This is a genomic window from Caballeronia sp. RCC_10 (assembly GCF_041360715.1).
GTDB lineage: Bacteria > Pseudomonadota > Gammaproteobacteria > Burkholderiales > Burkholderiaceae > Caballeronia > Caballeronia grimmiae.
The window spans coordinates 399,956-412,916 of sequence record NZ_JBFUPT010000002.1 but is presented as its reverse complement, the minus strand read 5'-3'; the positions used below and the strand labels follow the sequence as shown (position 1 = coordinate 412,916).

The 12,961-nt window shown below is 61.5% G+C and carries 6 protein-coding genes; 4 read left to right on the top strand and 2 right to left on the bottom strand.

All coding sequences use genetic code 11. The features are described from left to right. Positions 1-6 precede the first annotated feature (6 nt). A complete protein-coding gene (gene tssM / locus AB6804_RS06345; protein WP_370885730.1) occupies positions 7-4,059 on the top strand; it encodes a type VI secretion system membrane subunit TssM in 4,053 nt (1,350 codons plus the stop codon). 868 nt (positions 4,060-4,927) lie between these two features. After that, a complete protein-coding gene (locus AB6804_RS06340) occupies positions 4,928-6,229 on the top strand; it encodes a YbfB/YjiJ family MFS transporter (RefSeq protein ID WP_370885729.1) in 1,302 nt (433 codons plus the stop codon). A gap of 36 nt (positions 6,230-6,265) precedes the next feature. Here AB6804_RS06340 and AB6804_RS06335 read toward each other — a convergent pair whose 3' ends face one another. Next, positions 6,266-7,660, bottom strand: a complete 1,395-nt coding sequence (locus tag AB6804_RS06335) for a replication initiation protein (RefSeq protein ID WP_035965612.1) — start codon at positions 7,658-7,660, stop codon at positions 6,266-6,268. 618 nt (positions 7,661-8,278) lie between these two features. Here AB6804_RS06335 and AB6804_RS06330 point away from each other — a divergent pair. Together AB6804_RS06330 and AB6804_RS06325 are read left to right on the top strand one after the other, a co-directional pair. Beyond that, positions 8,279-9,490 carry an AAA family ATPase gene (locus AB6804_RS06330; RefSeq protein ID WP_035965603.1) on the top strand — a complete coding sequence of 404 codons (1,212 nt, stop codon included), beginning with the start codon at positions 8,279-8,281 and terminating at the stop codon, positions 9,488-9,490. Then, positions 9,487-10,464 (top strand): ParB/RepB/Spo0J family partition protein, encoded by a 978-nt coding sequence (locus AB6804_RS06325; protein ID WP_370885728.1) that lies wholly within the window; start codon positions 9,487-9,489, stop codon positions 10,462-10,464. Before AB6804_RS06330 ends, AB6804_RS06325 begins: the two co-directional genes overlap by 4 nt. A gap of 1,699 nt (positions 10,465-12,163) precedes the next feature. Here the strand turns inward: AB6804_RS06325 and AB6804_RS06320 are convergent. Beyond that, entirely contained in the window at positions 12,164-12,628 is a 465-nt protein-coding gene (locus tag AB6804_RS06320) for a hypothetical protein (RefSeq protein ID WP_035965571.1), read from the bottom strand. Between the last annotated feature and the right edge of the window lie 333 nt (positions 12,629-12,961).

Sequence of the window (12,961 nt, the reverse complement as noted above, 5' to 3'; positions counted from 1 at the left end):
GAAACAATGAAAATGCTGTCGTTTCTGAGGTCCCGCTGGTTCCTCGGGTTTGTGGCGCTCGTCGTCGTCGGGTTGGTGATCTGGTTCCTCGGACCGTACCTCGCGTTCGGCGGGCTGAAGCCGCTCGCCGGCATCGGCACGCGCGTGTTCATCATCACGTTGCTGGTCGTCGGCGTACTGCTGTGGCTGAAGGAATTGCCGACGAGCCCACCGTTCGTCGCCCTGCTCTGCCTGCTCATCTGGTACGCCGCGCCCCTGCTCACGTTCGGCGAAGCACAGCCGTTCGCGGCCGAATCGCCGCGGATCATTGCGATCACCATCGTGCTCGTCTGCTATGCGGCTTACTGGCTCGTGTGGGTCTACTTCAGGATGCGCGACGACGAGCGGTTCCTCAAAAAGGCGCTCTCGTGGGGCAAGAAGAAGGACACCCCGCCCGCAGAGGAACGGCTGAAGGTCGTCGAGTCGCGCCTCAACAGCGCACTGTCCCGCCTGAAGTCGATGCGCACCGGCGCAAGCGGATTCGCCCGCCTGTTTCAGGGCACGCGCTATCTCTATGAGCTGCCCTGGTTCATCGCGATCGGCTCTAGAGGGTCGGGCAAGACGAGTGCGCTGCTGAACGCCGGGCTGGAGTTTCCGGTCGGCAGCCCAGCGCAGCGCTTCACCGGCGGTTCGGTGGCCACGGACTATGTCGACTGGTGGCTGACCAACGACGCCGTGCTGATCGATACGGCCGGGCATTACACGCGGCACGGCACATCGTCGACCGCCGTACCGAAAGCGAAGGCCGCCGCGCCGGAAAAGGCGAAAACGGACGCGTCCACGACCGCGACCGCGACCGCGACCGACGCAACGGTCAAGCCCGGCAACGAGCAGGAAGATCCGAACTGGCGTCTCATCGTCGATGAAGACGAATGGCGCGGCTTTCTCGGTCTGCTTCGCCGCCATCGTCCGCGTGCGCCGCTCAATGGCGCGGTGGTGACGGTCAGTCTCGATGTCATCGCGTCCGCGGATGCGGCTGTGCGCGCGTCGGAAGCGGCCGCCTTGCGCGCGCGGCTAGAGGACTTGCGCACGGTTTTGGGTATCCGCTTCCCGGTCTATCTGGTCGTGACGCAGACCGATCACCTCCCCGGCTTCGCTGATTACTTCAGTTCGCTGACGGAGGAGCATCGCGCGCAGATGTGGGGCTTCACGCTGCCGCTGACAGAAGGCGCATCAGGCATCGATCTCGCGTTGCGCTGCAATGGCGAACTGAAGCAGCTTGCGTCGCGGCTCGCCAACGGCGTGAACACGCGTCTGGAAGACGAATACGACATGGACCGCAGGCGTCGGCTGTCCGTGTTGCCGGAGGCGTTCAGTGCGCTGAGCGTGCCGCTCGTCGAATTCCTGTCGCAGATGTTCGTCGATTCGCGTTACGACGATACCCAGCTTCAGGCAACGCTGCGCGGCGTGTACTTCACGAGCGCCGCGCAGACGGGGCAGCGCGTCGTGGCCGAGCCGCTGACCGTCGTGCAGCGCCTGGGGACCGGGCTCGGTCATCCGGTCGTCACCGACGAAGCCGCTGCGCAAAGCGCACACGGCTACTTCCTGCAGGACCTGTTCGGCAAGGTGGTCGTGCCGGAGGCCAATCTGGTCCGGCCGAATCTGCGCTGGGAATATCGCTTCCGGATGCTGCGGCTGCTCGGGCACGCGCTTGCCATCATGCTGTTCGTGTGGCTGGCATTCGGCATCCACATCAGCTTCGAGAACAACAGCAATTACCTCGCGGCCATCGCCCGCAAGACGCAGTCGCTCGCGACCCGCGTGACGGCGCTGTACAAGGATCCGAAGCCGGAGGCCGTGCCCGATACGCTGAGCGAAGCACTGTATTTGCCGACCTGGACGGGTCTCAACCTCGCGCAGCCGGACACCGGTTTCCGGTATGGCCTGTACACGGCTCCCGGCATCGTCGATGCAGGCCGCTTCACGTATCAGTCGCTCGAAGACAATCTGCTGCTGCCGCAGGTCGTTCATCGCCTCGAAGACGTCATCTCGAAGTCGATCGACGGTCAGGACTCCAAGTCGACCTACGACGCATTGCGCGTGTATCTGATGCTTTACGATCGCGCGAAATTCAACGCGGGCGACGTGAAGTCGTGGGTGCTCGACGACTGGGCCGAAACGGACAGCGCCGCGATCTTCGGCGGCCGTGCATCGATGATCGGTCACGTCGAGCAACTCTTTTCGGGTGAGCGCGTGGTGCAGTCGCCGCTGATTCGCAACGACGCGTTGATCCAGCGTGCGCGCGCTTTTCTCGACTCGAGCAACGCCACGCAACGCCTGTACGACCGCGCCAAGGCCGACATGCAGAAGGAGGCGCCCGACGAGTTCACGCTGCTTCGCGCGGTCGGCCCGCAAGCCGGCACGGTGTTCACGCGTGCAAGCGGCGCGCCGCTTTCGCGCGGCGTGGCGGGCCTCTTCACGTTCGATGGCTATCGCAACCTGTTCGACAAGCGGCTGCGCGAGTTCGTCGACGCCGCCCGCGACGACGACGCCTGGGTAATGGGCCGCTCCTACCTCGGCGACGCTCAAAAAAAAACGGCTGAGGTTGCGAGTGCGATCGCCGGAGCCGACGATCCGCTCACCGAAGCGATCCGTCGGCTTTATCCGACCGAGTACGCGGCGCAATGGGATGCGTTTCTCGGCGACATCCGCACGGTGAGCGGCACGAGCCTCGCCTTCGATCTTCAGGTGCTGCGCCGGTTTGCGGCGCCTGACTCGCCCCTCTCGCGTCTCGCCAACGCGGCCGTCCACGAGACGACGCTGACGCAGAACATCACCGTCGACAGCCCTTCTCTCATGCAGAAGGCAAGCGACAAGGTGGCCGGCAAAGCCGAGAAGACGCTCGGCATTCGCGCGGAAGAGCGTGTTGAGCGCGAACTCGTCGATAGCCATTTCGCTGCCCTGCGCGAAATGGTGACGGGCACCGCCGATACCCAGTCGAGCGCGAAGACCGCGCCCAGCGGCAAGGCCGGCGCGACCGGCCTCGATGGCGTCGCGAGCCTGCTCAACGATTACTACACCGCGCTCACGGTTGCGGACAACGCGGTCGCGAACAACAGCCTGCCGCCGACGAGCGACGCGGCATCCAAGCTCAAGATGGCTGCCAACACGATGCCCGCGCCGTTCCGCGAAGTCCTCCTCGGGCTTTCCGCGCAGGGCTCGCGCGAGGTGAATCAGGGCATCGGCCAGTTGCTGTCGCGGCAGATGCAGGCTGTCGTCACCGATGCCTGCCGCCTGACCGTCGAAGGAAACTATCCGTTCGCGCCTGACAGCAAGCGCGATGTGAGCGTCGAAGACTTCACGCGCGTCTTCGCCCAGGGCGGGGTGCTCGACGACTTCTTCATGAAGAACCTGCTGCCTTTCGTCGATACGTCCGCGCGGCCGTGGCGATACAAGACGCTCGCCGGTTCGACGGAGCCCGTGCGTGGTCCGGATCTCGAGCCGTTCCAGCATGCGCGCCAAATCCGCGATGTGTTCTTCAGCGACCAGGGCCAGAAGCAGCTTGCCTGGAAGGCCGATTTGCGCGTAGCGGAACTCGATCCGACGATCCTCGGCCTGTCCATCGACATCGACGGGCAGAACAGCCTGTATCAGCACGGTCCGGTGGCGCCGTTGCGCATCAGTTGGCCGGGGCCGCGCGGCGGCGTGCACGCCGAACTGACGGCGAGCCCGCGAATTCGCGCGGAAACGTCGACGATCGCGACTGATGGGCCTTGGGCGCTGATGCGCCTCTTGCGGCACGGGGACATCGTGCAGACGGCGACGCCGGGCCGCACGCGCGTCGTGTTCAGCTTCGAAGGGCGCAAGGCGGTGCTGGATATCGCAAGCGCGGGAAGCGTCGCGAACCCATTGACGAGCGACCTGCTCACCACCTTCCGTTGCCCGAGTTCGATGCCGATCTTCAATCTGCCGGACAGCGGCCCGCCGCCGGGACTTCCGGCCTTGCCGGCGCCGACACCTGCGTCTGTCGCAAAGGTCGCGGCGACGGAACCGCCGGCGGCGGCGTCGGATGGTCATTGACGTTTCGGTTCAACGGCGGGACGTACCGCTCGCTGATACGGCGGGCGGTCGGCACATACCGCAAGCTCGACGGCTCCTTCGGTGCAGGTTGAGCGGGCCGGCCTCTCTTCTTCACCGCACCCGGTCTCTACTGTCGACGCGTTGCGAACGCCCTGCAACGGGCTTCTGCGGGCGATAGCCCGGTCGTACGCCCCCTGCCTACCTTCACTGACCCGTACATGAGCTTGTGCGGGCGAACGGAGGACCCTTTCCCGGCGCTATCGCGCGTGCGCGCTATATGATTGACTTCGACTGAGCGGATGCATCCATCGCTCGACGGCGCGCCACGCACGGGCCGCAATCAAAGGCGACGCTTCTCGAACAGTGACGCCAATCATCGTCCCGCGTGCGCTTTCCCGCACACATAGATGCGAGAAGAATGCAGTCGTTATTGCTGCGGTAGTCGCGGGTGATATGGGGCTGCTGCACAACGTGTTGAAACGCACGCGCTGCAAAGGATCTTCCGTGCATCGTCATTCGCGGGGGGCTAACGGCATGCAGCCCATTCCTTCCCGCGCGCCACCATACCCCGGCAAGCCTCTAAACGGTCTGCGCTCACAGCCGACGCTTCTCAAGCAGGCGTGCAGATATTCGTCCCGCGTGCGCTTTGCACACACACGGAAGCAGGACCAATGCAGTCGCCTATCGCTGCGGTGGTCTTCCGTGCAACAACGCACGCGCTCCAAAGGCTTTCCAAGGCATCGTCATTAGCGGAAGGCCAAAGGCATGCAACCCATCCCTTTCCTCGCGTTACCATACCCCGGCAAGCCCCCCGGTCGCCCCGTCGACCGCCGATAAGCGACCAGCAAGTCTCAAAGGACCACCACGCGTGAAACAACGTGACGACTGCAGGGAAGCCCTCGCCGACGACGCTTCCGCGCAAGTGAGCCGCGTCGCCCCTGTCGATACTTCATTCAACGCCGAAGCAACCATCGCCCGCCACGCGCCCGCCGTCGCCATCGCGCTTTCGCTTGGCAGCGCCATCGCGCTCGGCTTCGCGCGCTTCTCGTATGCCCTTCTCTTGCCGCCGATGAAGCTGGACCTTGCCTGGAACTTCGCGCAAGCCGGCGCGATGAACACGGCAAACGCGTTCGGATACCTCGTCGGCGCCATCGCGTTCGCCCGCCTTTCCCGGCGATGGGCGTCGCAGACGTCGTTCGTCAGCGGCTGCTTCGCGACGGCCCTGCTAATGGCCTTCAGCGGCGCCTTCACCGATACGAACGCCCTTCTCCTACTCCGCGTCGTCACCGGAGCAGCCAGCGCGCTCGTCTTCGTCAGCGGAGGCGTGCTCGCTGCGCGTCTTGCGTCGCTCTCGCCGCGTCGCGCGGGGCTCATCATCGGCCTGTACTACGGCGGCACGGGCTGGGGCATCGTGATGTCATCGATACTCGTGCCGATCACGATTGCACCCGTCCCGCACGGCTGGCGCTACGCCTGGTTCGCCCTCGCGGCGGCTTGCGCGGCCAGTTCGTTCATCGCCGTGGCGGCTGCGCGGCGGATCGAACGCGAACAGCCGAGCGTCGCACCCGAACGCGCGACGGACGCGATGCGGGGCCACGCGATTCATCGAAGGCGCTTTGCCCTCGCGCTCGCCGGATACGCGTGCTTCGGGATCGGTTACATCGGCTATATGACGTTCATCGTGGCGCTGCTGAGGACCGCGGGCATGTCGGACGCCGTCGTCACCGGCTTCTACATGCTGCTCGGCGTGGCGACCATCGTGTCCGCTCGCATCTGGTCGGGACTGCTCGACCGGATGCGCGGCGGTCAGGCGCTCGCTCTGCTCAACGCGCTGCTCGCCGTGGCCACGGTCATCCCCGCCATGATTGCGCATCCGCTCGCGGCATTCGCTTCCGGCGCGCTGTTCGGCGCGACGTTCCTTTCGGCAGTCGCGTCGACGACCGCATTCGTGCGGCATAACCTGCCGGCTAGTCAGTGGGGCAGCGGGATCAATGCGTTCACGATCGTGTTCGCGGCGGGGCAGATCGTCGGTCCAACGGTCATCGGACGCATATCCGATAGCGCAGGACTCACGCGCGGTCTCGTCTATTCCGCGCTGGTGCTCGCCGCGGGAGCGGCGCTTGCGGCATGCCAGAAGCCGTTGAAAGACGTATCGCGTGCAACGGAATGAGACGTACGCCGAATTACTTCGGCATCCGAATCATATTCACGACCTCGCCTTCTTCATCTTGACGAATACATGTGAACAGAAGGCATCGGCGACCACGCGGTTGACCGTCAGAATATTTTCCGCACTCAACGACTCGCGCGATAGGCCCTGCTTTTCGATGAGGCGCTGCGGAATCAGCTGACTCACGAACGAGTGGCAAAGGTCCTTGCGCGTCTGGGCGTCGGCGGATTCGAAAAACTCGCGGCCCGCGCGAATTTCCTCGCTCATCTTGGCCCGGGCGGAGTCGTTCTGCGCCTGAATGGTCGCTTCCAGTTGCGCCTGTGCGGACTCGCGCTCGCGACGATGCTTCTTGTCGTCCTCGATCTGCTTAGCCTTGATCTCGGCCATTCTCCGGTCCGCTTCGCCGATACGGTAGTTGCCTTCCAGCGCCTTGAACAGATAGCCGCGAGGACTGACGGTCACCTTGCCTTCGTTGAGCTTGAATCGCGTGTATTCGATGGCCTGCTCGAGGCGTTCGTCCGTCCAGACATCGCGATGTTTGGCGAGGCGCTCGAAGTCGGGGGTATCGAACGCGAATTCGTTGTGCAGCAAGAGGTACATCGAATCCTGGATGCCGGCACGCGCCGCGTCCGCGCCCTGCTTCTTGGTGAAGCGGAAGCGAATCTTGAGCTTGTCGCGCGTGACGCGATCGGCATTCGGCTCCCAACTCACGTCGAAATCGGACACTTCGTTCAGCTGGTCGATGGCCGGTTCCAGAAAGCGCTTCTTGAACTCCTTCACTTCCTTTCGCGATTCGCCCACCTTCCCCGGCCATTCGAGAACTTCGTCGAACGGGAACCACTCGGTGACGCCATGACCCTGGCACGGGATGAGGCGGTCGTAGATGGCGCGTGCGAGCGACAGCGAAAAGGCCGTCGACGCGCGCAAGCTGAGCCAGTGCGCCTTGTACGGGCTGATCAGATACTTGATGACGCGGCCGGAAAGCAGCACACAGACGACGTTGCGCTCGATATAGCAGTCGCCAAGCAAGCTGATGGTGCCCCACGAATCTTTTTCGGTGAGCTCCTCGATCGACGGCGCGGTCATGATTTCGACGCGCGCCCGCGCTGCTGCCCGCATTTGCGCAATCAGGTGGCTATGGTTGCGGCTGTCGTACCGCATGAGCCACTTGAAGTAGTTCACATCGGCCGTGAACGTGTAGACCTTGTCGTCGATGAGCGCGTCTGGCGCTTTCGTCGCCACGATGAAGTAGGCCGCGTCCAGGACACGTCGCGCGGCAATGCCCAACCCTCCGACGCGCGTGAAGATATTATTTCGGAGAAAACCGATATCGCGTGTCGCCTCTGAGATGGCCGTGCCTTGGCCGGACATGTCTTCGTAGATGTCCAGCGCAAGTTGCTGAGGCGTAACGGTGAAATCCTGATCTTCCATTCTTCGATTCGGCGGCGGTCCCCGGCACTCTAACAGGCAAGAAAAGTGTGTCAACACAAAAACCGCCCCTGATCGCGCTCGGATTCGCGCACAAAAACCGTCCCGCCGGAAAGACCTCCGCCCAATTACCGCCCCGTTGCACACAAAAATCGCCCCGTGCGGCCCAACTTCCAGCCCAGCCCGCACAAAAACCACCCTCCTGTTCACAAAAAACGCCCCTATCCACAGGTCTTTTTGTTGATTCAAAAGGGAAAATGCGGCGCTGTAAGTTGGTGGGTTCGTCGAAGTTTACAAAAAACAAAACTGACAGAACTGCGGGTCTACGTGACATGCGCGCGAGATGCTGATGCAAGTCATTGACATCAAAGGGAAAATCTCCGAATAAGACTTGCGCACAAAAACCGCCCCGGGGTGGTTTTTGTGCTGAATGGCCTTTTCGCCTCATCGGACTTATAACGGCCGCGTACCAATGGCGGTTCTCTGGCAACTGGAGACATTTATCAAGGCGGATTTGAGCTTTCGGCAGCTAAAAAGCGGCATTTTTCAACGGTATGTAGCCCCGTTTACACATATTCGTGTATTCTGCGCTTCAGCGTCAATACATGGAGAAAGCGCAGAATGGCCAACGTAGGCAGCCTACCTATGGAAGACCGCAAGGTCTCTCTTCGCGAGGTCGCGGAATTCGCGGATAACCTCGAACCCTTTTCTGACAATCTTCGTGAGCAAATCCTCGCGCCCCGGCCGCGAAAGACTGCGCCCTTCTATACGATCAGCGAACTCGCCGAGATGTGCAACCTCACTCGGCAGCAAATTCAATATCTGGTGACAAAGGGCGAAGGAGGGTTGCCCCCGGGGACATTGAACGGCAATGGCCGCAGCCGAACATTTACGCTGCCCGAGGTTCGCATGTGGGTAAAAATGGCCTCGGACATCTATCAGACTCGCCTCGACGATGGCCACGGCGATTTCAAAGGCAAGGTATTGACCACGGCGCAACTGAAAGGCGGGTCGGCGAAGACTACGACGACGGTCTGCCTCGCACAAGCGCTCACGTTGCTCGGCCGCAAGGTGCTGCTGATCGATCTAGACCCGCAAGCGTCCGCGTCCGAGTTGTGCGGACTCTATGCGGAGAAAGAGATTTCCGGGGACGATACCGTACTCCCCTATATATATGACCAGAATATCGAGGGTGGTCTCGGCGCCAGCGTCCAGTCGACCTACTGGGACGGTCTCGACATCATCCCCGGTCATACGTTTCTGTATGGCGCCGAGTTCCTTCTGCCGGCGCGCCAAAAAACGATTCAGGGCTATCGGTTCTGGGCGGTCTTGCGTCAGGGACTCGAGCCGTTGCGCGCTCAGTACGATTACATCTTGATCGATACGTCGCCATCGCTGTCGTATATGAACCTGAATGCGCTGCTTGCCGCGGACGCGCTGGTCATGCCGATGATTCCCGAGAATCTCGACTTCATTAGTTCACTGGCGTTCTGGCGTCTGTTCTCCGATGTCGCGGAAGATTTCCTGCCGTACGAAGAAGACAAGGTCTACGACTTCATCTCGATTCTGTTGTCGAAGGTCGACTACGGTAAGACATCGTCGGCACCGGTCGTTCGTCAATGGGCTCAAAGTGCGTACGGGCGATGGCTCGACCCGTTCGAAATTCCCGCGAGTTCAGTGATGAGCGGCGGCGCCCTTTCTTTCTCGACGGCGCTCGATGTCGTCAGCACGCATTCCACCGCGAAGTCCCTGCAGCGAGTCCGACAGCCGATGATGCAGTACGCCAAGTGGCTCGACGATATGTTCGTCAAATCCTGGAAGGAGGCGGCATGAGCAACAACATCCGAGAACAACTCATGGCCAAGACGGCCAACCTTCCCAAGCCTGCTGATTTCAAGGGCGAGAACAAGAAGGATCGCACGAACCGTGGCCCGCAGACGATGCCGGGTATTACCAGCGCTTTGGCGGCGGCACAGTTGCGGATTCAAGAGTTGGAATCGAAAGGCGTTGAGACAGATATTCCGCTTGACGCTATTGCGCCGAATCCGTGGCAGCCGCGACGTCAGTTCAACGAGGCCAAGCTATCTGAATTGGCCCGTTCCATCGACGAGGTCGGATTGCTTCAAGCGGTGACCGTTCGTCGTATCGGAGAGGCGTTTCAGTTGGTTGCCGGCGAGCGGCGGTTTCGCGCGCACAAGCTTATCAATCGGGAGACGATTCGGGCGGTCGTTATCGAGTGTTCCGATCAGGACATGGCGGCGCTCGCTCTGATGGAAAACGTCACGCGAGACGATCTGTCAGATTATGAGATTGCGATCGCTATACGGCGGGCTGAGGCGGAATTTCCCAATCGAACGCGTCTTGCTGAAGCTATGGGAATCTCGCGTAGTGATCTCTATCGCTTCCTTGCCTTCGATGCACTGCCGGATTTTGTGAAGCGTGATTTGGATCTGACGCCATCGGTGCTTGGAGCGTCGTCGGCACAGGATGTTGCGAACGCGCTCAAGAAGGCTGGCGAAGCGGGGCTTCGGGCGCTTCACGAGCTGTGGCCGCAAGTGCTGTCTGGAGACTTGGTGCAGACGAAGCTGGCCGCGAGCTTGGTTGCACAGGTTACTAGAGGCGAGTCGGCGACTGATGCAGGCGGTCGAAGTATCTTGAAGATTTTCGCCGGCAAGGTCCAGGCTGGCAGCATCACCAAGGATGTTAAAGGGCTTACCTTTAAGTTCAAGGCGGGGGTCGTGACGGAGGAGCAGGAAAATCAATTGCGAGAGCACATTGGCAAAATGTTCTCGATTCGGTCAGAATGAAATCAAACCCGCGTAAGCGGGTTTTTTCTTGGCTAAGACTGGCGGGCGCATTGGGAGACCTGGTCGGGTCGTGCGCCTGGACAACGCCGACTGTCCGAATTCGGACAGGAGACCGCGAACAGCTCTTGTCCGCCCTCCTGCGCGCGCGCCGTTGGCGCATACCAAGCCTTCCATTGCAATCAGACGATCAGTGTCGACGCTGGACCGGTCGACCGTTGGGTGGTTGCAGTAATTGCGCTCGGATGGTCAGTTCGCTGTCGCCGGTGCAGGGTGGACAGCGATAATGCGGCTCGCTAGCTTAGTGCCTTCGTTCACACACTGATACGAACGGATGCTTGCCGATGCACACCCCGGCATCGCAGGCTGTCAAGGCGCGCTGGCTGCGTCCCGCGCCAATGCGAAGGCTCCATGTCCGAATTCGGACACTTCAGCGCCGCCGGCTGCAACGGCGTACCGACGTGCAATCGAAGCGACTGCACCTCGAACTGATAATCGTGGCGGCCCTGTATGACGCGAAAGTAACGTCGTGCGAAGAGATCCTCGCGGCAACCGTAATGCCGTCCGCAGTGCTCCGACGTTGTGTCTGAATTCGGACAGTCGACTTAGAGTTTTGTCTGGCATGCCGTGCCTCTGCATCGGCTTGCTCGACACGCAACGGGGTCACCCACAGTGACGAGCCTCCCGCTAAGAAAATCAGCGTGGTTCGCCCGCTTCGGAGGGAGACGTCTACGCTCCCGACAAGCAGTCCGACCGCCTTGCTCAACGTGGCGCTGCGTCGCCACCATAGCCGCCAGGCCGACCACCTCATTAGAGCCAACGCACGAATGAGATCCGCATACCGTTGTTGGCGTTGCTGGAACCGTCGCGCCGATTGCTGAATGCCCTTGGCGAAGCGTCGTCATAACGACAGCGCACCGCACCACGACGCGCCAACGCGGGCTCCTTTTGATTATGCTTCGCCGCGCAGCCAAATGCGCGCATGACGACAACCGCCGATCGTGTAGGGGCAGGCACCGTAACCACGGCCAGCGGAACAGGGAAAGACAGTTGAAGAACGTAATGCAGCGTGCGGGAGGCGGCAGCCGCACCGACTGGCGGCGGAAGCGCGAGCGGAAGCGGAAGCGGAAGCGGAAGCGGAAGCGGAAGCGGCGGGGCAGGCAAGCGGTAGTAAGGCTAATAGGAACGTCTCCTTTGGCGCTCGATTCCACCGAAGCGTCCGCGACAGGCCCGACGACGACCATGCGAGGCGTGCCGGCGCGGGTGGAAACCGATCCCGGCCTACCGCGATCGTCCTTAAGTACGAACGATGGCGACTACTTAGCGCCATCTCATCACGTACGCCCTCGTGCGCGCAATGACGACTATTACTAGGTTGGGTGCCCGCCGCGCGCACCTGTGTTGGCGTGAAACACCACGGTGCAAACCGCCGACAAAAAATTAGCAATAAAATCAGCGAGATAGAGAGCATATTTCGCCTTGTTTCACGCTGTACACTCGATGGATAGCCTGCGTGGCCGTCGCAGGCCGGATCAGGGCGTGTTTTCGCGATGTTCGTCGTGGTGATGTGCCAAGCTGTATCGAATGACACAGATGTCGTGTATCCCGCAGATGAGTCACCCGCTTGACAGCAGCCCTCAGTGCTATCGCGCAACCCGGAGATGCGACTGTTCTTCCCTGTAGTTACGTCCGGCCCTCCTTCTCACGCGCGTCGTCTCTGCAGACTCCGATACGGCTCGCCAGACTTGAATCGTTCGAACCGAACGCTCGCGTCGGTCAATGCGCCGAGCGTGGCCCGTCGCAATTGGTAGTCGTATAGCGATACCATCGCCGCTAGTTGATCGAACTCTTCAAGGTCTACGCACCAACGACCTGAGCGCTGACCGCCGTCGAAAATCCTGGCCATCATAGCGTCGGTGTCGAACAAGGCATCCTCAGGAAAGTGTCCATGTCCCGCCTCGGCCAAAAACGCGGAGATGAGCATCACTTCGGCCAATTGTTGCGCCGGGGCAATGTCAGAAGCGCCTGCACGCAGTGCCTCCAGCGAAAGATGCGCGAGCAGAGCGAGTTCATCGGCCACCGCACGCGGGATAGGAAGCAACTGCGCCTTGGTCAGGCGTTTCTGCGCGGCTTGGGCGGAACGCCCGAAAGGGATGGTAGTTGACATACGTCGATCGTTGGTTGACCTCTACCGGTTAACGATATCGACGCAGGAAACTGAAGGGTCGATCAACCGCTTAGTGACCGCTGAGAGAAAAGTACGCGTTTGCGCGGCCAACATCGCCGAGCACGCGATAAGGCTCAACACTGAGCTGGGCGCGTCGTTCGCAGGGAGGCGGTCGTAGGACTCGAGGAAAATACGCTTCGCCGCTCCGCTGCGTAATTGGGCGGTCAGTCACGCGTTCTGCGCGGCCGATTTCCCTATAGATTCATGCACGCGCATTCGCCGCCAGCAACGCTCAGAATTGATCAGTGATCGGCACGAGTCTATGCATGCGCA

Bases quoted from the DNA above. Each gene is read 5' to 3' on its own strand.
- tssM (WP_370885730.1), top strand. From the start codon at position 7: ATGAAAATGCTGTCGTTTCTGAGGTCCCGCTGGTTCCTCGGGTTTGTG.
- AB6804_RS06335 (WP_035965612.1), bottom strand. From the start codon at position 7,660: ATGGAAGATCAGGATTTCACCGTTACGCCTCAGCAACTTGCGCTGGAC.
- AB6804_RS06330 (WP_035965603.1), top strand. From the start codon at position 8,279: ATGGCCAACGTAGGCAGCCTACCTATGGAAGACCGCAAGGTCTCTCTT.
- AB6804_RS06325 (WP_370885728.1), top strand. From the start codon at position 9,487: ATGAGCAACAACATCCGAGAACAACTCATGGCCAAGACGGCCAACCTT.
- AB6804_RS06320 (WP_035965571.1), bottom strand. From the start codon at position 12,628: ATGTCAACTACCATCCCTTTCGGGCGTTCCGCCCAAGCCGCGCAGAAA.